The 25,759-nt window shown below is 36.1% G+C and carries 21 protein-coding genes; 10 read left to right on the top strand and 11 right to left on the bottom strand.

The window, feature by feature from the left end; all coding sequences use genetic code 11:
- Nucleotides 1–3: 3 nt before the first annotated feature.
- The 8 genes from G7050_RS10245 to G7050_RS10210 all read right to left on the bottom strand — a co-directional run bounded on the left by G7050_RS10245 (nt 4) and on the right by G7050_RS10210 (nt 9,577).
- Nucleotides 4–1,122 (bottom strand): O-antigen ligase, encoded by a 1,119-nt coding sequence (locus G7050_RS10245; RefSeq protein WP_166114854.1) that lies wholly within the window; start codon nt 1,120–1,122, stop codon nt 4–6.
- The gene (gene wzx / locus G7050_RS10240) at nt 1,122–2,525 is read right to left on the bottom strand and encodes an O-unit flippase-like protein (RefSeq protein WP_166114852.1); all 1,404 of its coding nucleotides are present in this window, start codon (nt 2,523–2,525) and stop codon (nt 1,122–1,124) included. The genes G7050_RS10245 and wzx overlap by 1 nt, the downstream gene beginning before the upstream one ends.
- A 9-nt stretch (nt 2,526–2,534) precedes the next feature.
- Nucleotides 2,535–4,844 carry a polysaccharide biosynthesis tyrosine autokinase gene (locus tag G7050_RS10235; protein ID WP_166114849.1) on the bottom strand — a complete coding sequence of 770 codons (2,310 nt, stop codon included), beginning with the start codon at nt 4,842–4,844 and terminating at the stop codon, nt 2,535–2,537.
- An 18-nt stretch (nt 4,845–4,862) separates the two neighbouring features.
- Nucleotides 4,863–5,663: a polysaccharide biosynthesis/export family protein gene (locus tag G7050_RS10230; RefSeq protein ID WP_166114846.1), complete on the bottom strand. Its 801-nt coding sequence runs from the start codon at nt 5,661–5,663 to the stop codon at nt 4,863–4,865.
- A 223-nt stretch (nt 5,664–5,886) separates the two neighbouring features.
- Nucleotides 5,887–6,663: a zinc ribbon domain-containing protein gene (locus G7050_RS10225; RefSeq protein ID WP_166114844.1), complete on the bottom strand. Its 777-nt coding sequence runs from the start codon at nt 6,661–6,663 to the stop codon at nt 5,887–5,889.
- Between the two features lie 282 nt (nt 6,664–6,945).
- On the bottom strand, nt 6,946–8,043 hold the full coding sequence (locus G7050_RS10220) for a Nif3-like dinuclear metal center hexameric protein (protein WP_166117697.1): 1,098 nt from the start codon (nt 8,041–8,043) through the stop codon (nt 6,946–6,948).
- Nucleotides 8,044–8,063: 20 nt separating this feature from the next.
- The gene (locus G7050_RS10215; RefSeq protein ID WP_166114842.1) at nt 8,064–9,083 is read right to left on the bottom strand and encodes a hypothetical protein; all 1,020 of its coding nucleotides are present in this window, start codon (nt 9,081–9,083) and stop codon (nt 8,064–8,066) included.
- Nucleotides 9,084–9,112: 29 nt separating this feature from the next.
- Nucleotides 9,113–9,577, bottom strand: a complete 465-nt coding sequence (locus G7050_RS10210) for a MaoC family dehydratase (protein WP_166114838.1) — start codon at nt 9,575–9,577, stop codon at nt 9,113–9,115.
- Between the two features lie 264 nt (nt 9,578–9,841).
- Here G7050_RS10210 and ffh point away from each other — a divergent pair, with 264 nt between their 5' ends.
- The 7 genes from ffh (at nt 9,842) to G7050_RS10175 (ending at nt 17,789) form a co-directional block, all read left to right on the top strand.
- Nucleotides 9,842–11,176, top strand: coding sequence for a signal recognition particle protein (gene ffh / locus G7050_RS10205; RefSeq protein WP_166114831.1), 1,335 nt, complete (start codon nt 9,842–9,844; stop codon nt 11,174–11,176).
- 176 nt (nt 11,177–11,352) lie between these two features.
- The gene (folD, locus tag G7050_RS10200) at nt 11,353–12,234 is read left to right on the top strand and encodes a bifunctional methylenetetrahydrofolate dehydrogenase/methenyltetrahydrofolate cyclohydrolase FolD (RefSeq protein ID WP_166114828.1); all 882 of its coding nucleotides are present in this window, start codon (nt 11,353–11,355) and stop codon (nt 12,232–12,234) included.
- A gap of 580 nt (nt 12,235–12,814) precedes the next feature.
- A complete protein-coding gene (locus tag G7050_RS10195) occupies nt 12,815–14,395 on the top strand; it encodes a peptide chain release factor 3 (protein ID WP_166114825.1) in 1,581 nt (526 codons plus the stop codon).
- 220 nt (nt 14,396–14,615) lie between these two features.
- A complete protein-coding gene (locus G7050_RS10190; protein ID WP_166114822.1) occupies nt 14,616–14,954 on the top strand; it encodes a hypothetical protein in 339 nt (112 codons plus the stop codon).
- A 421-nt stretch (nt 14,955–15,375) separates the two neighbouring features.
- Entirely contained in the window at nt 15,376–16,038 is a 663-nt protein-coding gene (locus G7050_RS10185; RefSeq protein ID WP_221412796.1) for a DsbA family oxidoreductase, read from the top strand.
- 20 nt (nt 16,039–16,058) lie between these two features.
- On the top strand, nt 16,059–16,640 hold the full coding sequence (locus tag G7050_RS10180; protein WP_166114819.1) for a Crp/Fnr family transcriptional regulator: 582 nt from the start codon (nt 16,059–16,061) through the stop codon (nt 16,638–16,640).
- Nucleotides 16,641–16,820: 180 nt separating this feature from the next.
- The gene (locus G7050_RS10175) at nt 16,821–17,789 is read left to right on the top strand and encodes an ROK family protein (RefSeq protein ID WP_166114816.1); all 969 of its coding nucleotides are present in this window, start codon (nt 16,821–16,823) and stop codon (nt 17,787–17,789) included.
- Between the two features lie 92 nt (nt 17,790–17,881).
- On the opposite strand, the gene G7050_RS10170 is transcribed toward G7050_RS10175, so the two are convergent.
- The gene (locus tag G7050_RS10170) at nt 17,882–18,097 is read right to left on the bottom strand and encodes a hypothetical protein (RefSeq protein WP_166114814.1); all 216 of its coding nucleotides are present in this window, start codon (nt 18,095–18,097) and stop codon (nt 17,882–17,884) included.
- Nucleotides 18,098–18,255: 158 nt separating this feature from the next.
- Between G7050_RS10170 and G7050_RS10165 the strand changes: the two genes are divergently transcribed.
- A complete protein-coding gene (locus G7050_RS10165; protein ID WP_166114812.1) occupies nt 18,256–18,432 on the top strand; it encodes a hypothetical protein in 177 nt (58 codons plus the stop codon).
- A gap of 76 nt (nt 18,433–18,508) precedes the next feature.
- Here the strand turns inward: G7050_RS10165 and G7050_RS10160 are convergent, their stop codons facing one another.
- Nucleotides 18,509–19,270 carry a TIGR03915 family putative DNA repair protein gene (locus G7050_RS10160; protein ID WP_166114810.1) on the bottom strand — a complete coding sequence of 254 codons (762 nt, stop codon included), beginning with the start codon at nt 19,268–19,270 and terminating at the stop codon, nt 18,509–18,511.
- A gap of 27 nt (nt 19,271–19,297) precedes the next feature.
- Nucleotides 19,298–20,566 carry a putative DNA modification/repair radical SAM protein gene (locus G7050_RS10155; protein ID WP_166114809.1) on the bottom strand — a complete coding sequence of 423 codons (1,269 nt, stop codon included), beginning with the start codon at nt 20,564–20,566 and terminating at the stop codon, nt 19,298–19,300.
- Between the two features lie 394 nt (nt 20,567–20,960).
- Here G7050_RS10155 and G7050_RS10150 point away from each other — a divergent pair, with 394 nt between their 5' ends.
- Nucleotides 20,961–24,161 (top strand): TonB-dependent receptor domain-containing protein, encoded by a 3,201-nt coding sequence (locus G7050_RS10150; protein WP_166114807.1) that lies wholly within the window; start codon nt 20,961–20,963, stop codon nt 24,159–24,161.
- A gap of 166 nt (nt 24,162–24,327) precedes the next feature.
- Nucleotides 24,328–25,533: an ectonucleotide pyrophosphatase/phosphodiesterase gene (locus tag G7050_RS10145; RefSeq protein WP_166114805.1), complete on the top strand. Its 1,206-nt coding sequence runs from the start codon at nt 24,328–24,330 to the stop codon at nt 25,531–25,533.
- Nucleotides 25,534–25,759: the final 226 nt, after the last annotated feature.

The raw sequence follows: 25,759 nt of genomic DNA, 5'->3' as shown, positions 1-25,759 counted from the left end.
TATTCAATCTACCTTCGACTCAGGATCAAATAACTCATCTTCCTCGTATCGATAACGATATAATAATACCCAGAAAATATTATTACCAATTATCACACTATATAATAACAACGATTCCATCAATCCGTATACCAAAAAGCTGATAAAAACCGCTATTAAAATAAAACTCTGCTGTTTTACCATATTTTTTACCGCAAAGAACCATAGCCACACAAAATAAACAAAGACTAAAACTCCTGCTTCGAATAACAAATGCAGATACGAGTTATCAACGATAATATAATCGAATGCCGTTGTACCCAAAAGATATTGCAAAGGGGTTAACCCATCCAATAACTCTTTATATAAAGTAAGTCTCTTGCTTAACAGTATATTTAAGACAGGATAATCATTCACATTTATGGCAAAATAAATAGTCAATACCACAAATACGATCGGCAACAGATATAGTACATATCGGGAATAACCGATTCTGTAATCTCGTTTAAATCTTGATCGCAAACTAAAATAACACAAGACCAGAATAAAGCTTATTACTGCAAAAATAAAGCTACGTGAGTCGGTCTCCACATACAAATAAGTAGATACTAAAAGCAAAAAGGCCAGGAGTATCCATATAAAATTACGATACTTGGAGACATAACAATATAACAATATCGAAATAAACAGTCCCCAATAATAAAGTGCCGCTGCATTGGGATGTCCGTAGCCAAAATCGTAACGTATGCGTATTGTACTGATGGCTTCCGCTTGAATCATCTGTCCTGTTCCCACAAACAGAAGCATTAACAAGGCTGTGCCTCCCAATATAATTATGTTGTATCGTAAATAGGTTTTAAGATTAAGTGTCGATATACATTGCATCAAAACAATAGGGGTCAGCACATTCTGTTTATAAGGTGTGAATTGTGCCAGAGATACGATAATAAGTATCCCCAACCAATATAAATACTCCCGACGCATGGCTGTATAATCGAACGACAAAAGGAAAAAGAAAAAAGTGAGAATAGTCAATATCTCTTGCCTTTCCCCCAACACAACCGTAAACAGGAATCTGAGATTGAGAATCAATAACAGAATGAATATACTTGGTCGTCTTATTTTCTCTAAAACTTCATTCATTACCAGCTCCTTTCTTTACCTAGCCAATTAGACACTCCGTACTTAATCTGCTGCACATAGCTCATACCAAACCCTTCGGAAACAGTCAAAACCCATTTCCAGTTCTGATAACAAAGCTGAACAACACCAACCGCTAAAATAGCTCCTACAATTCCCCAATCAAAATACCGAATAAAAACAGGTATCAGAATGAAAATCCCTAATGCCGACCATAAAGATGATGCCAGATAAGGTACTTTATTTTCGGAAGATATTAAATTCAACGCCAATGTCTGATTAGAATCCAGTAAGTACACTACAAATAATAACGCCAAAGGCAAAGTAGGTAAAAACGTAGTACCACTACCAATAAAATCTAACGCCCAATCACCAAAAAGCAATATTGAAATACAACCTACAATATATATGAATAAGAAAAGCACCAGACTCTTGGAATAAATACGACGAATAACATCCAGTTCTTTAGTCACCCAACTTTGCGAAATATAAGTTGAATAGCTATAGTAATAAAGTAAAGATACACTTCCAAAGACATTTACCACCTGTATACTCAACCCGTATTTTGCTACAGTAGCCAGAGGCAAAAACAAAGAAGCATAAAACAGACTTCCTCTTGTGGAAAAAAATAATGCCATATTAGCCAAACCCAATTTATAGGTGTTTTGCCAAATAATCCCCATGAGGTCTTTAGCCTGTATTTTAGTTTGTTTAAGAGTTTGTCTTAGTCCATCTTTATATGCCAAAATATCTCCTACAATAAAATTAATAATAGTAGAGATACAATTGGCTATTGCAATTCCTAAGATTCCATATCCCGAATACAACAGTCCGAAAACCAAAACCATGTACACCAACCTGTTGATGATGACAAGCTGATTATATTCTTTAATATATCCGCGTCCTTGAAGTATACAACTGAAATAAAGACAATAAAAACTGGCTACAACACTCAATGAATAGAGAATCCAAGAAGTTATAATAACATCCTGATCGTGCAAATCTCTAGACAAGTGGCGAATATATAACGAACCAATCAGTATCAGAAAAACGATCATAACAGCTGACACGTAGCCATAAAAGCGACGCATAGCATGTATAAGGCTTTTGATCAGTGGAAAATTAGATTCTCCCAACACATCGGCATCAGAATCAATACCCTCTTTAATCAAAGAAGTAGCACCGCCAAAAGCATAAGATATATTGCGGGAAAAAGAGGTCTGAAACACCAAACCGATAAGTGTGGCAAACATGCCGAGATTGACAAAAATGTACCAAATACCCAACGTATTGGATGGTAAATAACGAAAAATAGCAGGCAATATGAAAATATTAGCCCCAATATTACAGCCTTGAGCTACATATCCCCATACAACATCTTTTCTGGTGATAACTATTTTACTCAATATCTTGTGTTATTTTGGTTTGCCTGTATTTGCACCATATCCATAACCATAAGCGGCTTTGGTAGTGGTTCCATTTATTACGATGGACAGTTTTTTCAATTTCTGTTCTTCAACAATCGACTCTGCTAATTTCAGATACGATTTGTTTGTATAATTTGCTCTAAACAGGTATACCGTTATATCGGAAATCCTATCGAGACAGAATGTATCGGAAACCATTCCCACAGGAGCTGTATCAACTATTATATAGTCGAAGTTCGCACGCAAATAGGTGAACATTTCCTCCAAGCGATCATTCAGCAATAATTCCGATGGATTGGGGGGGATAGGTCCCGCAGGAACTACATATACATTGGGATGCAGATCGGGACGATGTATTATAATCTCTTCGGGTTTCATATCATCCGAAGCCAAATACAAGGTCATACCATCTTTTCTGTTTATACTTAAATATTCGGTCAGTTTCGGGTTACGAATATCCAGCCCGACCAATACCACTTTTTTATTTTTAATCAATGAAAACGATAATGCCAAATTGACTGTAAAGAAAGATTTACCCTCACCACTCACACTTGATGTTACTAAGATTACCTTATCATCTTTCTTCATCAGGAATTGAAGGTTAGTCCTCACCAACCTGAACAACTCGGCAGTAGAAGTACTCACGCCCTCGGCAACAGCAACATTTCCGGCATTTTTATCAAGACAGATTTCACCCAAGACAGGCACTGATGTAGCCTCTTCCAATTCGTCTTTCGATGCTATTTTAGTTTTAAATATATCCAGCAGATAAATAATCAGAATAGGAATCATTGCCGCAAAAAGCAGAGCAATACCCAACGTTATCATCTTACGGGGCGCAACAGGTTTCCATATATTATACGCTCCATCAATTACTTTTGCTTTAGGCGTAGTCGAAGCCAACGTCAATTGAGTTTCCTCCATTTTTGTCAACAAGAATATATAAAGGTCTGATTTCACTTTTCTCTGACGTTCAATCTCCAGATATTCACGTTCCTGTCTGGGCATTTCTGACATGCGAGATTGCATCTCTCCTTCAAGCCCTGCCCAATCTTTCTTGCGAATACTAATATCTTTACGTGCATTGCGAATACTGGTTTCTACATTCTTTCTCAGTAATCCGATTTGTTCATTCATTACAACAACAGCAGGATTTTTATCTGTACTATTTTGTAACAAGTGGCTCCTTTCCAATAAAGCAGCATTATATGAACGAATTGCCTCCAAAGCATTACTCGAAACAGCCGTATTAGTCGGAATCAGTTCATATTTATTTTTAGGGTCAGAAATAAAATTCTCCAACATATCGGCTATACTCAATTGAATATCAATCTCCGTATTTTTCTCTTGAAGATCATTGTATTTCTCAATAAAGACAGTAGATTCAGCCGTAATGTCTGTTATATTATTTTGTTTCTTGAAGTTTTCAAGATATTTCTCTAAATCGTTCAATTCAGAAGCTAAAAGGTTGATACGCTCCTTTATAAAATCGGCAGTATTTTCAGCTTCTCTGTTCTTATCCGATTTTGCATCGATATTGTATAACTCTACCAGTTTATTCAGTATATCTTTGCCCCGTTCTCTATTTACATCTCTAACGCTCAAGCTGATTATATCCGAACTATTACCTGCTGCACCAATCATAATCCGACTTCGGAACTTCTCAGCTGCATAGTCTAAACCTGATAAAAATACTTCTATCGTATAACTATCTTTACCAATAGATTTGCCCGAATAGTTTAAAGAAAAACTGCCATAGGGAGTCTTAACATCGGCAGGTAATGAGTTAAACTGAAACTCCCCTACCTTATCCCCGTCAATCTCGGCTTTTACCTCAACAGATTTACCCTTTACATCAATCTTAAACTTAATAGGCATCGATAAAGTATCCATAACCGATCTATCGACACTAATAACCAATGGAGAGGTATTATACATGGATTTATCGAAAGGGAATTTCTTCAAGTCGTAAGTCGTATATAATCCCAACTCGTAAATCATATCACGCATATGCGATTGTGAGGACATAACAGCCGCCTCATCGTCAATATTGTCCGAATCCGCTAAACCTCCTAACCCGAAACTACGCACAAGGGAAGAGGCAATCTTAGCCCCCTCAGCTTCTGTTCTTAGTTTTACATTCGAAACTATTAAATAAGTAGGATCTACCGTTTTCAGATAAGCGATAGCGATAAACAGACAAGTTATTCCCGACAAAAGGAACCACTTCCAATATCGTGTATATTTGAGGATTACATCTCCTACATTAACAAATTCCGATTTCTTTTTTGCACTCATATCAAAAAGTGTTATACTCTATTTATTAGACACTGCTATGATTAACGATATGGTAGCAATAACACTTGTTATAGCTGTACTTATCAGTGTCAGATTAAATTGTTTCTGCTGACTCATTTGTGAATCTTTCTGATGTTCCTTATTAGACTCTACATAAACAATGTCATTCTGTTGCAGATAGAAATATTTCGAAGAAAATACACTATTGCTATTAGTCAAATCGAAACGTATAAACTCTTTTTTTCCTCCATTTTCACGAATCAACAATACATTATCGCGCCTGCCATAAAGAGTCAGATCACGGGCATTAGCTATTGCATCTAATATAGATACTCTTTGCCCTGTAAAATAAAAAGGTCCCGGAGCATTAACCGAGCCAAGCACAGACACTCTGAAATTAAGTATCTGAATATTAACAATCGGGTCTTTCACATAATCCTCCAGTCGCATTTGCAACAAACCGACCGCTTCTTCCAATGATAGTCCTTCCAACCTGATCTTACCTAAAGTTGGGAAATTAATTTCGCCCTCACTATCTACCAAATAAGAAGGTAATGAATTTTGGCTTAAACCATTAGGAGACATAGCTGCGGCTGTGGGTAGATTAAATGGTGCTACAGCTTGAGCGCTTACGGATGATACTACTATTGCCAACTGATCATTCGGTTTTATTCTTATTTCCTGAACCGAATCGGACATCGCCACCTCTTTTTGCAGATACTCATCTAAATCTTGAAAATATGAGAATTTTTTTGTTGTTCCACACGAACTACAAAGAATGATTATTCCAATGAATAGTAGAAAATGATATCTCTTCATTTATTATTTTTTTATACTTATAACACTTACCTAAAAAGTAAAAACGAGAAAACCGAGTTAAAATTATAACGCCTATAGTCTATAGAAATTATACTCTGAATGACAAAGATACTTTTTTAATGAAAAGTTACTCTTTTTAATAGGTATAAAAGTACTTTTATAAAAACAAAGAGCCCCTTGAATAATTATTCAAAGGGCTCTGTTTTATTGTAGTATGATTTTCTTACAAATCTAAAGGTAAGAAACCTACATTATTTATCAATTCGGTGTCTACCATAATACGTCCACAATATTCGCATACCAGGATTTTCTTTCCTAGTTTAATGTCCATTTGTTTTTGTGGTGGTATTTTATTGAAACAACCTCCACAAGCACCACGCTCAATAGAAACAATTGCCAAACCATTACGTGCACTTTTACGAATACGCTTGAAAGCCTGAAGAAGGCGAGGTTCTACCTCTGCTTCGATTCCTTTTATCTCTTCTCTCAAAACTTCTTCTTGCTGTTTTGTTTCCGAAACGATCTCATCTAATTCTTCTTTCTTTTGTGCCAAGTCAGCAGAACGATCAGTAAGAAAAGTATGGCTTGTTTCGATTTGCTCTTTCAAATTCTTTACATTTTGTGTAAATTCTTTGATACGCTTTTCTGACAATTCGATTTCCAGCGTTTCGAATTCTATTTCTTTGCTCAGGTGATCGTATTCACGATTGTTACGTACATTATCAAGTTGTTCTTTATACTTCTCGATTTTCAAAGTACAATCCTGAATTTTTTGTTTTTGTTGAGTAACAGCAGCTTCAAACTCTTTAAGATCCGACTCGTATTTTCCAACACGGGTTTTAAGACCTGCAATCTCATCATCTAAGTCAGCAACCTCTAAAGGCAACTCACCACGAAGAATCTTGATTTTATCTACTTCAGATAATTTTTCTTGCAGACTATAAAGCGTTCTTAGCTTATCTTCTACTGCAATTTCTTTTTCAGCTTGTTTCTTTGCCATTTTATATTTTGTTTTTAAGTTATTACTACACAGCACAGGAATAAAAAAATGCAGCAAACAAAAAGCTCAACATTTCGCTTCTTTATTTACTACATTGCAGTATTTCAGAGGGAGTATATCACCACATCTATACACAGAATTGTTATTTACTTATCACAATTCGAATACAAAGATACTATATTTTCATTATAATATCAGCTATAAGCAAAAGAAAATATTTAAAGAATAAACTATCTATCACTCACTTGCCCGTTAAAGAAATAAACGCTCTGCGAACTTAAATTACAGATACTTTACTGGATTCACATCAAATTGAGAGAGATTTAATTCTACTTCGGGATGCTTTGCCGAAATTAAATCATAAAATATATCCTTTGTGCATACTTCTGATTCATAGTGTCCTACGGTTGCTAATAAGATTTTATCCTCGACATCGTAAAAGTCATTGTATTTGGCTTCGCCTGTTATGAAAATATCTGCTCCGTAACCAATCGCCTGAGGAATAAGAAAAGCTCCGCTTCCTCCACACAAAGCTACCTCATGAATCATAGTTCCTCGATAGGTGGAATGTTGAATGCTTGACAAATGCAAAGTATCTTTTAAATAATAGAGAAAGTCTTCTTCTTCCATCGGATCGGGCAGAGTTCCCACAATACCACTACCGGCTTGCGACCATGAGTTTTCTAACTTATAGAAATCATACGCAGGTTCTTCATAAGGATGTATTGCCAGTAAAGCATTTAATATTTCTTTTTGCTTAAAGGCCGGAAGGATTACCTCTATACGGATTTCGGCTTCACGATGCAATTCTCCCCTTTCTCCTAAAAATGGATTTGCATTCTCGCCAGCCCTGTAAGTCCCTTCACCTGCTATATTATAACTACAGGCATCGTAGTTACCAATATTTCCCGCTCCGGCATTAAACAATACTGTACGGACACTTTCAGCATAATCAACCGGAACAAATGTTACCAGTTTTACTAGACTACTTTTCTGCGGTGCAAGAATCTTAACTTGCTGTAAATCGAGTATTTTGGCTAATTGATAATTGACTCCGCCAGCAGCATTATCTAAATTAGTATGTGCAGCATATACAACAATATCATGTTTACAAGCTTTTATCATGCAACGTTCTACATAATTTTTGCCTGTTAAAGATTTAAAACTACGAAAAGCCAAGGGATGATGCGATATAACAAGATTACATCCCAAACGGATAGCCTCATCCATTACATCTTCGGTAACATCTATACATAAAAGTACGGACTTTACTTCGTGACTTACATCACCAATCTGCACTCCACAATTATCGAAACTCTCCTGCAAAGGCAGGGGAGCCAGATGTTCTATTGTTTGTAGTATTTCTTTTATTTTCATGATAATCGTCTTTTAGAAAAACTTTATTCTTTAGAAAAAGAAGCTTTAAGTTCTTTCATCTCTTGCTCCAAAGCTTTATTCTTCGCATCTTGTTGAATTACATATAATGTCAACTCTTCGATCTTTTGTAACAACTTGGCTTGCATTTCGGCTACATTGATTCCTTCTTCCAGCACTTGCTTTTCGGAAGGAACATCTGGAAGATGTTTATGTTCTTCGATATGAGCTTTCACGTCCTCTAAAGGCAGTAGCTTGTACTCTTTATCAAACACAAAATCCGACCATTTTGTTGCTTCAACTTTTACTTCATTGGCAAAAACGGTTCCGTTAGCATAAAGATGGTTACCTCTTATATTGCCATTTACATCTAATTTCTGTGTCGGGGTTTCGGTTCCGATACCAACATTCCCAGAAGCATGAATACTCATGCGAAATTGACCTGCTGTGAAAAACTTAATACCACCAAATCCACTTTGCCATAAAGTTCTTCCGCCTGAACCCCAAGAATCAACCATCCACCCTAAAGCATACTGACCCATAATCTGTTCTTTATAAACAAATTTATCAGAGAGAAATGGACTTAATAGTCCTCCAGGAGACAAAACAACATTATTTGATCTTACATCACCATTAACATCTAACTTACAGGCAGGAGTTTCGGTTCCAACACCAACATAACCAGAAGCATGAATACTCATGCGAAATTGACCTGCTGTGAAAAATTTAATACCACCAAATCCACTTTGCCATAAAGTTCTTCCGCCTGAACTCCAAGAATCAGCCATCCATCCTAAAGCATACTGACCCATAATTTGTTCTTTATAGGCAAATTTATCAGAGAGAAATGGACTTAATTGTCCTCCAGGAGACAAAACAACATTATTTGATCTTACATCCCCATTCACATCTAACTTATAGGCAGGAGCCGTTGTTCCAATACCTACATTTTGCGTTGTACTTATAATATTACCATTTGAAGTCCATTGACTAAAAACAGGAGTGCACATTAAACAAATAGAGACCGACAGCAGGGTTCTTTTCATATCAAATTATAATCTAAATCTAAATTATTTTACAAGAAATTATACAAGAAAAACACAGTTGCCTCAAAAGCGTTTTTAGGAGCATCTTTAATCTCCATGGTAACTTTCATTTCAGCTTTTATTGTACCTCGCAGATTTACGACAGATAAAAGTTTCACCCGAATCCTCACTTCACTATCAACAACAACAGCCTGACCGAACTTAAGCTTATCCATACCATAATTGATCATCATCTTAAGGTTACGAACCTCAATAATTTGCGACCATAAGTGTGGAAGCAACGATAAAGTCAGATAACCGTGAGCAATTGTATTATGAAATGTACTTTCACTCTTAGCTCTTTCGACATCAACATGTATCCATTGATGATCCAATGTTGCATCAGCAAATAAATTAATCCTGTCTTGTGTAATTTTCAAATAATCGGAAACACCGATTTCTTTACCAACATATTGCTCAAACTCCTCAAATGAGTTAATAATTACTTTGTCCATATTCTTTTTAATCATTTATATAATAGTAGATACTTCCATGAAAATGCCCCTATTAAAAGATTTACATTTTCAGTTCCGATATCTGTAAATTTCGTCTGTGATAAACAAAGATACTTATTTTACTCAAATTTTATATATAGTAATCAGAGATACAACAACCCATGTATCATTTAATTCACAATTGAGATCAAAAAAACTTTATTATCTTTGTGCATCTCATCAGATTGAAGTAAAAAATATAACAAAAGAATACACCATAATTGTATGTTTGAAAATTTAAGTGACAGATTAGACCGCTCGTTTAAGTTATTAAAAGGTGAAGGTAAGATAACGGAAATCAATGTCGCCGAAACATTGAAAGACGTGCGCAGGGCCTTGCTTGATGCCGACGTTAACTTTAAGACCGCAAAACAATTTACTGAAACTGTAAAGGAAAAAGCTTTAGGACAAAACGTGCTTACGGCCGTTAAGCCAAGCCAGTTGATGGTAAAAATAGTACATGATGAGCTTGCAGAGCTAATGGGAGGCACATCAGTAGATATAAGTACGGATGGTAATCCTACCATTATACTTATGGCCGGACTACAAGGGTCGGGAAAAACAACCTTCTCCGGAAAGCTTGCCAATCTTCTTAAAACTAAAAAAGGAAAAAAACCTCTGCTTGTTGCAGATGACATATACCGTCCTGCCGCAATAGAGCAGCTAAGAATATTAGGAACACAAATAGATGTGCCTGTATATTCTGAAGATGGAAATAAAAATCCTGTTGAAATTGCTCAGAATGCAATAAAACAAGCTAAAGCAAATGGCAACGATGTTGTAATTATAGATACAGCAGGTCGTCTGGCTATTGATGAGGCGATGATGAACGAAATCGCAGCCATCAAAACAGCAGTTAAACCTCACGAAATATTGTTCGTTGTAGACTCTATGACAGGACAGGATGCCGTAAATACTGCCAAAGAATTTAACGACAGACTGAACTTTGACGGAGTCATCCTTACCAAATTAGATGGTGACACACGTGGTGGAGCAGCCTTATCTATCCGCTCTATAGTAAACAAACCGATCAAGTTTGTAGGTATGGGCGAGAAAATGGATGCACTAGATATTTTCCACCCCGAACGTATGGCCGACCGTATATTGGGAATGGGTGATATTGTTTCTCTGGTAGAACGTGCCCAAGAGCAATACGATGAAGAAGAAGCCCGTCGACTTCAAAAGAAAATTGCAAAAAACCAATTTGACTTCAACGATTTCTTATCTCAAATACACCAAATCAAAAAAATGGGTAACCTGAAAGATTTGGCTGCTATGATTCCCGGTGTTGGAAAAGCGATGAAAGATATAGATATTGACGACAATGCTTTCAAAAGTATCGAAGCAATTATCTACTCGATGAGTCCAAAGGAAAGAGTAAGTCCTGAAATCCTCAACGGAAGCCGCCGCCAACGTATAGCCAAAGGAAGCGGAACCTCCATACAAGAGGTAAACAAACTCATCAAACAGTTTGACGAAACTCGCAAAATGATGAAAATGATGACCCAAATGAAAGGTGCAGGCAAATTGATGTCGAAGATGCCCGGAATGAAGCGATAAAATAAATTGAAAAGAGGAGTCATTGTGCTCCTCTTTTTAATATCAGTAATTTCAAATACGCATTACTTTTATAGTTTGTGAGTTTTAAAATCAGAATACCATTCACTTTAGTTTAGGATTGTTCACCAAAGCAGCAAAAAGGTCTGCGATCTTATCCCCAATTAAATATAATATCTATGCAACTTATTGATGGAAAAGCCATAGCCGCTCAAATAAAAAAAGAGATTGCCGAAGAAGTAAGTGTAATAAAAGCAAAAGGAGGAAAAACACCTCATCTGGCTGCCGTTCTTGTTGGTCATGACGGAGGCAGCGAAACTTACGTCTCAAACAAAGTTCGTACATGTGAAGAGGTTGGCTTTAAATCAACACTTATCAGATATGAGAACGATGTAACCGAAGACGAAATACTCGCCTGCGTCGAAAGGTTAAACAATGATCCAGATATAGATGGTTTTATTGTACAATTACCTTTACCCAAACATATTTCAGAAGAAAAAGTAATAGAAGCAATTGATTATCGGAAAGATGTTGACGGTTTTCACCCGATCAATGTCGGTCGTATGTCAATAGGACTTCCTTGCTTCGTATCTGCAACACCTGCAGGTATTGTTGAATTACTGAAACGCTACGAAATACCTACTCAAGGAAAAAACTGTGTAGTATTAGGTCGAAGCAATATAGTTGGGAAACCTGTTGCGACTCTTATGATGCAAAAAGGCTACCCGGGAGACGCAACTGTTACAGTATGTCACAGTCGTACCCCTAACATCAAAGAAATATGCTTAAATGCCGACATTATAATAGCAGCCCTAGGCGCTCCCGAGTTTCTGAAAGGAGATATGGTAAAAGAAGGGGTAACAGTAATAGACGTTGGCACAACAAGAGTACCATCAACCGAAACCAAATCAGGTTTTAAACTAAAAGGTGATGTTGCTTTTGATGAAGTTGCAGCCAAAGCAGGATTCATTACTCCTGTTCCCGGAGGTGTCGGTCCAATGACAATTATCTCCTTGATGCGAAATACACTTCTTGCAGGTAAGAAAGAAATCTATAAATAAGAGTGTCACGATAACAGTCTCGAAAGATGCAAATTAAGATTTGCATCTTTCTTTGTTTTCAGGGCAGTTCATATGTTGTATAACATGAAGTTGGTACAAAAAAGAAGAGGTTGTCATCACGACAACCTACTCCTCAATTATTAACCTTAAATCTAATACTATGAAAAACACGGTGCAAATATAGATATGAATTATTAATTTCAAAACTAAATAGAGTAAATTCTACACAAAATAGCCATAATTTAACTTTGATTAGGAAAGAATGCGTTAATTAACACATCTGGATTTAAAATTATATATATTTCATTAATGGAAAATAATTTAAGGACTCAAACTTTTTAATCACTTAAGAAGTTCAACCCTAACCGCTATTTATTGTAAGGAAATACGATAATAAAAGTATCATCATACATAAACCCAAAACGAGTTATTTAATTGCTTTCTACCTATTAGTTTATATATTATCTTTGCACTTTCAAACAAAAGTAATAACCAATTAATTACTGGCAGTTGAATTGGAATACTTCACTGATATTCAACAAAAAACATTTTCGATAAAGAAGAAAGTAGACATCATTATATGAGCGAATTAGAAAAAGAAATAAAAAGACGACGTACATTTGCGATTATCAGTCACCCTGATGCCGGAAAAACAACGCTGACCGAAAAACTACTATTATTCGGAGGTGCGATACACGTTGCAGGAGCTGTAAAATCGAATAAAATAAAAAAGACTGCAACCTCCGACTGGATGGAGATCGAAAAACAACGTGGTATTTCGGTAGCAACATCTGTTATGGGCTTCGAATATGACGGGTATAAAATAAATATTCTAGATACTCCCGGTCACCAAGACTTTGCCGAAGATACCTATCGCACGCTTACAGCCGTTGACAGTGTAATTATTGCTGTTGACGTAGCCAAAGGGGTGGAAGCACAAACACGCAAGCTTATGGAGGTTTGCCGGATGCGCAATACTCCGGTTATGATATTTATAAACAAGATGGATAGAGACGGTAAAGACCCGTTTGATCTTCTTGACGAATTGGAGGAAGAACTTAAAATAAAAGTTCGCCCACTTAGCTGGCCTATAGATAGCGGACAACAGTTTAAAGGTGTATACAATATATTTCAAAAGAAACTCGACTTATATACTCCTAGTAAACAAACGGTAACAGAGTCTATCGCCTTTAGTGACATCAATAATCCCGAACTGGAAAATCACATCGGCAATACTTTAGCAAAAAAACTTCGTGAAGATATAGAACTTATCGAAGGAGTGTATCCTGAACTCGATATGGATCGTTATCTGAAAGGACAGGTTGCTCCGGTATTTTTCGGATCTGCCCTAAACAACTTTGGAGTAAAGGAACTGTTAGACTGCTTTGTTCAAATAGCACCATCTCCACGCCCCATTGAGGCAGTAGAGAGAGAAGTAGATCCGAATGAAGAGGCTTTCACCGGATTTATTTTCAAAATACATGCCAATATGGATCCAAACCACCGCTCATGTATTGCTTTCGTTAAAATATGCTCCGGGAAATTTGAGCGTAATGTCAATTACAAGCATATGCGATTCAATCGTCAAATGCGTTTTTCATCGCCAACGGCATTTATGGCTCAAAAGAAGGAAACTGTTGATGAGGCTTATGCAGGTGACATAGTCGGTTTACCTGACACCGGTAATTTTAAGATCGGAGATACCCTTACATCGGGAGAAAATCTACATTTCAAAGGATTACCAAGTTTCTCGCCCGAGATGTTCAAATACATAGAGAATGCTGATCCGATGAAAACTAAACAACTTCAAAAAGGTATCGATCAGTTGATGGATGAGGGTGTTGCTCAGCTATTCACCAATCAATTCAATGGACGCAAGATTATAGGTACTGTAGGACAGCTTCAATTTGAGGTTATTCAATACCGATTACTTCATGAATATGGAGCACAATGTAAATGGGAAGCCATCAACCTATACAAAGCATGTTGGATTGAAAGTGACGACATAGAGGAAATTGAGAACTTCAAGAAAAGAAAAGCTCAGTATATGGCCAAAGATAAGGAAGGTAGAGACGTATTTCTCGCTGACTCAAACTATGTGCTTATGATGGCTCAGCAGGATTTTAAAAATATACGTTTCCATTTTACATCTGAATTTTAAGATTCTGATTCTTCTCGAAGAAATAAATATAAACAATTAGGGGAATCTGCGATGATTCGCCTAATTCAGAAATAATAATTGGATATTTTCACAAATGAAGAGCTATAATACAAAGAAAATTCTCAGAATACCCATTAACTTTGAGTTAGACTAAAAACACATCTGATTTCAGGTGCCTCTTTATGAAGAAAGTCTAAATCAGAGAATTTCATTTATTCGCATGAAAATTGACAATTATTCTCTTTCAATAATAGGATTCTCAACTTCTGTTATTTCTAGTTTTTTATTATTTGTGGGACTTTTTTCCGCTCATTGGGATTATATAGTAGAACATACATTTGATACTATATTTGTTTTGTTTTTTGGTGCATTAATACCACTAGGATATATTGCTGGGATCTTTTTTATTATTAAAGGGATATTATCACGAGAATATTCACATTTAACAATAACAATCCTTGTTGCATTAGGAGCCTCAACAATCAGCCTTTCTTTAGGACTAGAAATATTTACCTCAAGCGTTCTCGAATTGTACAAGTTAAAACTTGGAGTCGTTTAGTTATATTCCTTAAAGTATGGATCTATCTATTTTTTTGATATGCTCATTTATTTTATTACTCTTTTTAATAATACTTAGCTTTATAATGTCTGTGATATTCTATTGTGCTAAAATGGAAAAAGCATATAAGGTATTTTTCAGAATCACACTTATTGAAATTACTCTATTTATACTACTTCCCATTATAGCTCAATTTAGCTATTAAATAAGCTTGACTTGGATTAAGTTTTAATATTCTTAATAGGTTTCCAAATAATTATCAAGAATCATTTTAATATTATTTACAATGGACTCCTCGATTTTTTTAGAAGGATTACAATCATTCCTATAATTGCTAGAATCTTTTTCACCACTTATTTGTTATATTTACAATAAGATCGCAAATACTATTTGAAGGATCATAATCGTAAAAAATAATTTTATGTCATTTACTCTCGCAAAAATAAATATAGAAGTATGGAGCGACATTGCATGTCCATTCTGTTATATAGCCAAACATCATTTCGAAAAAGCTCTTGAACAATTTGCACATAAAGACAAAGTCGAATTGGAATGGAAAGCCTACCAGCTAAATCCTAATGTACCTGAAGATACACACGGAGAATCTTTAATTGATTCTTTTGTAAGAGAAAAAGGTATGTCTAAGCAGCAAGCCGAAGGTCTATTTGCAAATGTGGTTAACATGGCAAAGCAAACCGGACTTGATTTTCACATGGATAAAGTAGTAGTAGCGAACACAATCAATGCACACCGATTAAGTCACTTTGCCAAAGGTAAAAGCAGAAAGAATCAAAACGATATAGAAGAATTACTTTTCAGGGCCTATTTTACAGAGGGCAAGAATGTGAACGACAAAGATACTTTAATAAAGATCGGCATAAATGGAGGCTTAGACCAACAAGAGCTCGAAAATCTATTTAACAACCACGATTTTGCAGATAAGGTGATTTCAGATATTCAGGAAGCCGGAGTATTTGGAATAACGAGTGTACCCTTTTTTGTTTTCAATCGTAAATATGCAGTATCAGGAGCACAACCTTCTAATTCATTTCTCGAGATGTTGAACAAGGTTTATAACGACTAAGTATTGCTCATAGCCCATATATGCAAAATCAAATAGAAATAGCTAAAAAAATATCGGTAAAGTATAAGCATGAGCTTTCCAATAAAGATCTGGAGAGCTTTGCTTCGATACTTGAACGTAAAGAGTTACCAAAAGGAGAGCTATTTCTTAATGATAGTCAAATAAGCAAATACATACAATATGTTGACAAAGGACTAGTCAGGCAATTCTATTACAAAAACGGACGCGATGTAACCGAACATTTTACTTGTGAAAACAATGTTGCGGTATGTATAGAAAGCTTCTTTCGTCAGGAACCCACACGTCTCTTAATAGAAGCCTTAGAGCCAACTATCTTATATTGTATCCCATATAATAAGATCGAAGTATTAGCCGTAAAAGAACCCGAGATAGGTATATTATACCGTCGCTTCTTAGAAGCAACCTTAATCTTATCGCAGCAAAAAGCCGATTCGTGGCGTTTCGAAAGTGTTCGTGAACGTTACGAACGTTTTATCAAAGAATATCCGCAAGCTGCCAAACGTGCACCCATAGCACATATTGCCTCTTATCTGCTGATGACTCCCGAGTCTTTAAGTCGTGTTCGATCAGGACAATGGTAACAACACAATCCTTTTTTTTAAGATTTCAAGCATCATTATTTGATATATATCATTTTTTCTTCCCTCACTATTTTTGACCTTTGATCGTTATTTTTTTCTCGCGGTTCGTTAACCATGGTCTAAGTATAAAAATAACAAACCTGAATACCGAAAACCAGTAACCACTTTTATATTTCAACCATGAGTAAAACATATGCTATAGGCATTGATATGGGCAATACCACTACTTCGATAGGTATTGTGGATACACAAGGTAATGTTATAAACAAAAGCAGTATTAGTTCTGATTATCAGAATATCACCGAATATATAGACGCAATATACGATCACCTGTCGGCTTTAATCGCACAGCAAGGAGAAGTCAAAAATATAAAGGGAATAGGCTTAGCCTCGTCCGAAAGTAATTACTTCACAGGATGTGTAGAGTTTGCTCCTGATCATAAATGGAATGGCAATACTCCTATTACTCAGATACTAACCAAAAAGCTGCACCTCCCTATTACTTTAACCAATAATGCCAATGCAGCTGCAATGGGAGAAATGGAATACGGCATAGCCCAGGGAATGAAAGATTTTATTCTTCTATCCCTTGATAACGAAGTTTCCAGAGGAACTGTAGCAAATGGTGAGATAGTATACGGCCACAAAATTTTCACCGGTAAATCAGGACATATAAATGTACATAACGATAGAGGTAGAGCTTGTAAATGTGGTAAAAAAGATTGTCTCGAAGCATATTGCTCTACGGACGGAATAGTCGCAACAACTCTCGAATTATTAGCATCGAGCAAGGAAGACAGCATCCTACGCAATATACCACAAAACGAATTAGCATTTGAAAATGTATACGAGGCTTTATTAAAAGAAGATAAGTTAGCTAAAGAGGTGTATCACTTTACTGCTGATTTACTAGGGCAATTATTATCTGATCTGGTTGCTTACTCAAGCCCCAGAGCCTTTATTCTTTCGGGAAAAGTTGCCAAATCGAATGAATTTTTCAGACAAGCTATCAACGAGTCGTTTGAAGCAAATGTATTGAAAATATATTCCGGAAAAACAAAGATACTTACTTCGAATATAGAGGACTCAGATGCAGTAATTCTGGGTGCAAGCCTATTGGCTTGGAATCCAAAACTGATAGACGCATAAAGTAGTATTTCATAATATCCGCAAGCCGAGAGAGTCCTGTAAATGAAAATTTCAGGGCTTTCTTTTTTTAGCAAGTATAAAAGATTATTTAATTATATACTATCCAGAAAATCTTTATAAGCTTGAAGTTGTCTCTCGTTTAAAGAACTTCCGGCTGCACTACCTGAATTTTCAGTAAATAAAGTTCTATAAAAATCAGGATCTATATCAGCTTGTTGTTCTACAAATTCTCTGAAAGTCATATCCTCTTCAATTTCACTATACCTATCTTGTAATATTTGTAATGCATTTCCTTTAATCATAGCCATAAGTTTTAAGTTAGTATTTATATACAGATCTATCGAATTTGCTGAAACTTGATCTATATAATCATTTCTTATTAAACAATTTACACTCCTATTTTGTTTTAATTGGTACGGTTTAGAATAAAAATCAGACGTTTACCATCTAACTAAAAAACACTGTTATGGCTCAAGAAAAAGATTATACTGCCAAAGCTGACTTAGACAGTAGACTAGGAGCTCCAATGAAAAAAAGCGAAGGTCTATGCAGCGACAAAAAAAAATCTGAATCTGAACATTTACATGCTTACCGTGGAGATGTAGATATCAGCAATTGCAATGAAAAAATAAAAACTGAATAATAATATTCAGTTTATATATAATAGCAAACAACCGCCCTATTTCTTATAAAATAGAGCGGTTATTTGATTCTAAGGTCTATTGTTTCTCTGTAAGATATTTCCAAAAACGTTTAGGCATATGCTGACGATGTAATTTCGGATTAATCCGCTCTTTGATCGTCATAGACTTGAAATAACCTTTCCACAATTCCTGAAAAAGCTTTTCATCTTCTGCCATAAGAGCATCATCCAACTTTCCACTTAACAAATGTTCGTCGTCACTCAATGTTATTTCAACAACCGTATGCAGGTCATAGTAATAACCATACTTCCGTTTCAAATCATAAACCACCCATTTTTGACCGGAAAAACGGTCTTTCAGGTGATTTATAGTTAAGGGTAAGGCATTGTAAATAGGAGATACAGGTGCAAAATAGATTCCGTCAGCCGCTTTTTGAAAACGGATAAACTGAATCAAATAATGCTTCTCTTTAGATACTTTTTTTGCTAGTTGATGAATTTGAAGTACATCAGCATCGCCAAAATTCATCTCAATAGAATAGGTATTATCAAAGACCTTGCGAATATATCGAAACAATAAATCATCACTGCCCTCTTCTTCCGAAAGCCATACGTAATTGAGCATATTGCACGCCATCTTCGACAACTTCTTTTGCAGAGATTCCCATACTCTTGTCGACTTATCATCCTGAGTTATCACGGTATAACTTTCTTCTAAAAACATAGGAGCAATACTCCCCTCACCTAATATTTTATCAGGAAAAGTTTTTCTACTGTAAGCATCAAATACAGCAGTAAGTAAACCTTCAAATGTTTTATCGTAGAAAAATACAATCATAAAATAAACATCTAGAGAACTGTAATTTTAATCGGGAAAAATTATAGAAAGCTGCTGGTCATCTTCTCCTTTTTTCTTTTTGGGTTCTGTTAGTATTTTCCGTAGATATTCGGGCTTCACTTCATTAATGGTATTATGCATCGCCAATTCATTGCAGGTGATAAAATACTGAGCCTTTTTCATTACTATACCCATTTTTTTCAACTGATATGCATTTAGCTTTCCGTATCTTCGGGAAGTAACAATCAATTTAGCCGATTTCACGCCAATTCCCGGAATACGAAGAATTAAAGCATAGTCTGCCTTATTGATATCAACAGGGAACATTTCGGGATGGCGTAATGCCCACGATAATTTAGGGTCTATTTCAAGATCCAAATCAGGATAAGCATCATCTACAATTTCGTCGGCTCTGAACTGATAAAAACGCATCAGCCAATCGGCCTGATATAATCTATTCTCACGCACCAGAGGTGCTTGCTTTAATGCCGGAAGACGATTATCATAACTATTAACAGGAATGAAACCCGAATAGTAGACTCGCTTCATACTAGGACGTTTATATAATTTTGAAGACAAAATTAGAATATCCTTATCCGTTTCGTTGGTTGCCCCTACAATCATTTGTGTACTCTGTCCCGCAGGCACAAAACGTGGAGCAGAGCGGAATTTTTGACGATCTTCGATATTCTGAAGCATACCCTGCTGAATAAACCGCATGGGTTGATATACACTCAGGTGATCTTTCTCAGGAGCAAGCAATTTCAAATTAGTCTCGGTGGGAATTTCTATGTTAACGCTCATACGATCGGCATACAGACCGGCAGTATTCACCAATTCTTGACTGGCTCCGGGAATACTTTTCATGTGGATATATCCATTATACCGATGAACAGTACGTAGTTCTTTTACAACACGCACCATACGTTCCATGGTATAATCTGGATTATTTATAACTCCCGAACTGAGAAACAACCCTTCTATATAGTTACGACGATAAAACTCAATCGTCAAATCGACAAGTTCCTGTACTGTAAAAGTTGCACGCCTGATATCATTACTTCTTCGGTTGATGCAATAAGCACAATCGTAAATACAGTTATTTGTCAACATTATTTTCAGCAAAGAAACGCATCTGCCATCTTCGGTAAAACTATGGCAAATGCCCATCCCTCCAACAGTATTTCCAATACCACCCGGAATATTTTTACGGACAGTACCGCTCGAAGAGCAAGATACATCGTATTTTGCTGATTCGGCTAACGTTTTTAACTTTTCGAGTACATTTTCATTCATTGCACTACAAAGAAAATTATTTCAAATGAGAGATTAGCTCAAAAAATATTAAAAGCACTCTTATTGTTCAAAAGTCACACAGAATACTAATAATCAACATCTTAAAAACGATCAGAATTGAAGGTTGTCAATATGTTTTTCCGAATCAAAAAAGTTCAAAAGAAGTTGAATTCTTAATTTTTAAAATTACCCTATATTTTACTAATCAAAGTTAAATATTACTCATTTTTTTTACAGATCTTTGCATCTTAACTACGTAAATAAGGACCGAATATTTCTCATACAGACAGACTAACTACAACGTTAATTAACTGGAACGTAACCAATCGTTCGCATTAACGAAATAGTTATGCTATTCTTTTGTACTAACAAAATGTATAAATTAAATTAATGTATGAAAAAATTTATTCTTTTACTCATCATCCTCTTAACAGGTATAAATTCATTTATATCTGCACAAGTAACAACAGCTTCTCTATCGGGAAAAGTTTTTGATGAAACAGACGTTTTACCCGGAGCTGTCGTAACTGCAACTCATACACCTTCGGGAACCACTTATTATGGTACAGCTAATGAAAATGGACGTTTTCTTATTCAGGGAATGAGAACAGGCGGGCCATATACTTTAGAAGTTTCATTACTAGGATTTAATAAGTATGTTCAATCGGGAATTAATTTACGCTTGGGAGAAACCTTCGATGTACAAATAAAACTTGATCAGGATAGCAAACTGCTGAATGAGGTGGTAATTACAGGGGTATCTCAATTTAACGCAAACAAAACAGGAGCAGCAAGCAATTTCAATAGGCAACAAATCGAAAACATGCCAACTGTATCTCGTAGTATATATGATGTGGCAAAACTGACACCTCAGGCAGTTGTATCAGGATCGGGACTTTCTTTTGCAGGAAGTAACAATCGTTACAACAGTTTTCAGATTGACGGTGCTGTTAATAATGATGCTTTCGGACTTGCTTCAAGCGGTACTAACGGGGGACAATCGGGTGCAAATCCTATTTCACTTGATGCAATTGAAGAAATTCAAGTCGTTATCGCACCTTTTGATGTACGTCAAAGCGGATTTACAGGGGGCGGTATCAACGCGATCACAAAATCGGGAACAAATACTGTACACGGATCTCTTTACGGATACTTCAACAATCAGGATCTTGTTGGTAAAACTGCCGGAAAAGATGTTGAAAACAGAACTAAATTAACTAATCAGTCAGAAAAGACTTATGGTTTTACAGTTGGCGGACCTATCGTAAAAGATAAGTTATTCATCTTCGCGAATGCTGAAAAAGTAGAAAAAACTTATCCATCTTCTTATAATGTAGGAGAAGGTTCTAATATTACTAAAGCGGAAGCGGATCAGGTTATTCAAAAACTATCGTCATTGACAGGCGGATACAACGGAGGAGGATATGGTCAGCAAGACATAAACACCAAAGCGACTAAATTATTAGCCAGATTAGATTGGAATATCAATAAAGTACACAAGGCAACTATACGATACAGTTATCTGGAAGCTTCTCAGCTTAACTTCTCAAACTCGGCAAATGCACTTCGTTTAAATGACAACGGATACAATATGAATAACAAAACAAATTCATTTGTAGCCGAATTAAACTCCAGATTATCTCAAGAATGGTTCAATGAATTTCGTGTAGGATATACCCGTGTGCGTGATTACCGTGAATTTTCGGGTCAGGCATTACCCTATGTAAAAATAAATCTTGAGAACTCTCGCAGTATTGAACTGGGGACCGAACGCTATTCTCCTGCCAATTCACTAGATCAGGATGTATGGACATTGACCAATAATACTACCTGGTATAGAGGTAATCACACCATTACCTTCGGTACACATAATGAGTTATTCAAAATGAAGAACCTTTTCATCAGAGAAAACTTCGGATCTTATACATATAACTCTATGGAAGACTTCTTATCGGTAGGTACTGCTAACGAAAAGGCTCCTTATGAGTATAACTATTCATTCTCTCGCGAAGACATTACCGGAAGTAAAAATTGGGCACCCTCTTTCAGTGCTGCACAGATAGGATTATACGCACAAGACGACTGGACTGTAAGCGACAGATTCAACTTAACTTATGGTTTAAGAATTGATTTACCTATATTTCTTGATAAACCGGGTAAAAACGAGGCCTTCAATTCTTCTGCAATTGCCAAAGAATATGGAGTAGCAACAGACCAAATGCCTAAGACACAAGTAATGTTCTCGCCTCGTGTAGGTTTCAGATGGAATGCTGATGAAGAAAAGCACACCCTACTTCGCGGAGGATTGGGTATTTTCACCGGACGTGTGCCTTTTGTTTGGATATCAAATAGTTTCTCTAATACAGGAGTAGAATATAGTCGTACCAGACTACAATCGGCAGATATGGCAGCAGCAATGGCAGACGGGTTCAGATTCCAAATAGACCCGACTAAGCAATATACTCCTTCAAAAACTGTAACGTCAGAAATTGATGTAGTAGATAAAGATTTCAAATTTCCACAAGTATTCCGGGTCAATTTAGCTGTAGACCAAAATTTAGGTGCAGGATTCAGGGCTTCGATAGAAGGATTGTATTCTAAAACGATGAATAATATAATGTACAAAAACTTAGTTGTTGAAGAAAGCGGTAAGTTCTTAAATAATGGTGGTGACCAAAGACCTTTATATCAACCGACCATAAATCCTGCAACTAATACAGCATACACTAAGGAATATACAGGTATCGTTTATCTAACCAATTCGAGTAAAGGATATACGTACAGTATTACAGGAAAACTGGAAAAAGAATTTGATTTCGGATTAAATGCAATGGTAGCTTATACCTTCGGACGCTCTAAAGGTATAAATGACGGTACATCCAGCCAAGCTCTTTCTAACTGGCAATATAACGAAAACTGGCAAGGTCCTAATAACCCTGAATTATCTTATTCTGATTTTGATACTCCTCACCGTATTATCGGAACAGTTTCATACAGAAAAGAATATGCAAAACATTTTGCTACAACAGTGAGCTTATTCTACAATGGTCAATCGGGATCGAATTACTCGGTAACTTACAAAAATAACATCAATAACGATGGAGCATCAGGTAACGACGTGTTATACATCCCAACCGATGCAGAGTTGGCAAATATGAAATTTAAAGATATAACCGCCAACGGAGCTGTTACCAGTTCAGCCGATCAACAACGCACAGCATTAGGCGAATGGATCAACAGTAATAAAGACATCAGAGATAAAAAAGGACATTATGTAGAAAGAAATGGATTGAGAAGTGCTTTCGAACACCACTTTGATTTTCATATTGCACAAGATTTCTACATCAACGTTTCTGGAAGACGTCATACTTTACAAGTAAACTTCGACATCTTGAATGTTGGAAATCTGTTGAATCATGCTTGGGGAATATATAACTCTCCTGGATACTCATACTCTCCTATAACTGTATCTAGTGTTAGTGCAGAAGGGGTACCAACATTCCAATTCTCAAAACCAGCAGGCGATAAATTATACAACATCTCTGATTATAATTCACGCTGGCGTTCACAAATAGGAGTTAGATATATTTTCTAATAAGAGATATACTCGATACTTAATCAATAAGACAGAAGAATCGAATATTCGTTTTTTCTGTCTTATTCTTTAAAGGCAGTTCTTTTCTATTCATTACTTTTGCAATAACAGACCTATTACAGCAGAAAAGAAATTCATCATCGCTTCGAATAAAAATAAATAAATCATGAACAGATTTTTCACATTATTAATTACTCTATTTATTTTAAACTTCAGTTCTAATCTTAACTCTCAGAACAATGATCACTATACAATAATAGTCTCTCTGGATGGCTTCAGATGGGATTATCCCCAAATACACGGAACACCTAATTTCGATAAAATGGCTCAAAAAGGCGTAAGTGCTGTTATGCGCCCATCCTACCCTGCCTCTACATTCCCTAATCATTATACACTGATTACGGGTCTTGTACCCGATCATAATGGTATTGTCAATAATGTATTCTGGGACAGAGCAAACCAACGTCAATACAGTATGGGAGATTCTCTCACCCGATACAATCGCGATTATTATAAAGGTGAACCGATCTGGACAACGGCTCAGCGACAAGGAGTAAAGGCCGCCAGTATTTATTGGGTAGGTTCGGATATAGATATCAAAAACTCATACCCTACTTATTACAAAGAATGGGCAGATCAACCCCGGCTTACTTTCGAACAAAGGGTTGATACAGCTTTAGCCATGCTCAATAAAAAGGAAGATGATCGCCCTCGTCTAATTACTTTATATATGGATGAGCCTGATGCTTCGGGACATCATTTTGGACCTACAGGACAAGAAACCAAATTGATGGTAAACCACATAGATAGTCTTATCGGTAGATTGATTGAGGGTATTGAAAAATTGCCTTTCAGCGATAAAGTGAACCTCATAGTTACAGCCGATCACGGAATGACTTATGTGTCGAAAGAGCGATTTATAAACATCAATGATTATTTAAAGCCTTCTTGGTATGAACGAGCGGTAGGAAATAATCCGACATCTATATTTGCCGGTAAAGAAAATCAGGACTCTATCTTCCAAGCTCTGTCTAAAATTGACCATATAAAAGTATATAGAAAGAATAAGGTTCCTAAAAATCTCAAATACGGAACAAATCCAAATATAGGAGATATTGTAGTTATTCCTGCTTGTGGTTGGCAATTCGGTTTTAAACCATCGCCTAATATCGGAGCTCATGGATACGATCCGAGTTACCCTGATATGCAAGTCATCTTTTTTGCTTTCGGGCCCGATTTTAAAGAAAACTATAAAGGAAAAACATTCGACAATACAGCCATATATCCACTTTTAGCACATTTGCTGGGTGTACAACCGGCACCTAACGATGGACGCTTCAAGCAGGTAAAATCCTTTCTAATCAAAAAGTGATACTTCACCTTATATTAACTGTATAGATGGAAGCTTGTAATAATTATTCCGGACTTTTGTATCAGATGGTTACAATTACTAGTTCCTAGATTGTTTTAGGTTTTCGATACGCAGATTATTATAAGATCATAAAATACTACTTTTATTTCAAGAACAAGTGCCTAGTGATTAGTCGCTTGTTTTTCGTTATATACGTTGCTCGTATTCATGCACAATACTTCATATA

The sequence above is a fragment of the Dysgonomonas sp. HDW5A genome, from assembly GCF_011299555.1.
Classification (GTDB): Bacteria; Bacteroidota; Bacteroidia; order Bacteroidales; family Dysgonomonadaceae; genus Dysgonomonas_A.
Note: the sequence above shows the minus strand (reverse complement) of the source record. Positions and strands in the feature narration are given on the sequence as shown.

Excerpts from the sequence above, each read along its gene's own strand:
- G7050_RS10245 (WP_166114854.1), bottom strand. The coding sequence starts at position 1,122 with ATGAATGAAGTTTTAGAGAAAATAAGACGACCAAGTATATTCATTCTG.
- G7050_RS10235 (WP_166114849.1), bottom strand. The coding sequence starts at position 4,844 with ATGAGTGCAAAAAAGAAATCGGAATTTGTTAATGTAGGAGATGTAATC.
- G7050_RS10230 (WP_166114846.1), bottom strand. The coding sequence starts at position 5,663 with ATGAAGAGATATCATTTTCTACTATTCATTGGAATAATCATTCTTTGT.
- G7050_RS10225 (WP_166114844.1), bottom strand. The coding sequence starts at position 6,663 with ATGGCAAAGAAACAAGCTGAAAAAGAAATTGCAGTAGAAGATAAGCTA.
- G7050_RS10215 (WP_166114842.1), bottom strand. The coding sequence starts at position 9,083 with ATGAAAAGAACCCTGCTGTCGGTCTCTATTTGTTTAATGTGCACTCCT.
- G7050_RS10210 (WP_166114838.1), bottom strand. The coding sequence starts at position 9,577 with ATGGACAAAGTAATTATTAACTCATTTGAGGAGTTTGAGCAATATGTT.
- ffh (WP_166114831.1), top strand. The coding sequence starts at position 9,842 with ATGTTTGAAAATTTAAGTGACAGATTAGACCGCTCGTTTAAGTTATTA.
- folD (WP_166114828.1), top strand. The coding sequence starts at position 11,353 with ATGCAACTTATTGATGGAAAAGCCATAGCCGCTCAAATAAAAAAAGAG.
- G7050_RS10195 (WP_166114825.1), top strand. The coding sequence starts at position 12,815 with ATGAGCGAATTAGAAAAAGAAATAAAAAGACGACGTACATTTGCGATT.
- G7050_RS10190 (WP_166114822.1), top strand. The coding sequence starts at position 14,616 with ATGAAAATTGACAATTATTCTCTTTCAATAATAGGATTCTCAACTTCT.
- G7050_RS10185 (WP_221412796.1), top strand. The coding sequence starts at position 15,376 with ATGTCATTTACTCTCGCAAAAATAAATATAGAAGTATGGAGCGACATT.
- G7050_RS10180 (WP_166114819.1), top strand. The coding sequence starts at position 16,059 with ATGCAAAATCAAATAGAAATAGCTAAAAAAATATCGGTAAAGTATAAG.
- G7050_RS10175 (WP_166114816.1), top strand. The coding sequence starts at position 16,821 with ATGAGTAAAACATATGCTATAGGCATTGATATGGGCAATACCACTACT.
- G7050_RS10170 (WP_166114814.1), bottom strand. The coding sequence starts at position 18,097 with ATGGCTATGATTAAAGGAAATGCATTACAAATATTACAAGATAGGTAT.
- G7050_RS10165 (WP_166114812.1), top strand. The coding sequence starts at position 18,256 with ATGGCTCAAGAAAAAGATTATACTGCCAAAGCTGACTTAGACAGTAGA.
- G7050_RS10160 (WP_166114810.1), bottom strand. The coding sequence starts at position 19,270 with ATGATTGTATTTTTCTACGATAAAACATTTGAAGGTTTACTTACTGCT.
- G7050_RS10155 (WP_166114809.1), bottom strand. The coding sequence starts at position 20,566 with ATGAATGAAAATGTACTCGAAAAGTTAAAAACGTTAGCCGAATCAGCA.
- G7050_RS10150 (WP_166114807.1), top strand. The coding sequence starts at position 20,961 with ATGAAAAAATTTATTCTTTTACTCATCATCCTCTTAACAGGTATAAAT.
- G7050_RS10145 (WP_166114805.1), top strand. The coding sequence starts at position 24,328 with ATGAACAGATTTTTCACATTATTAATTACTCTATTTATTTTAAACTTC.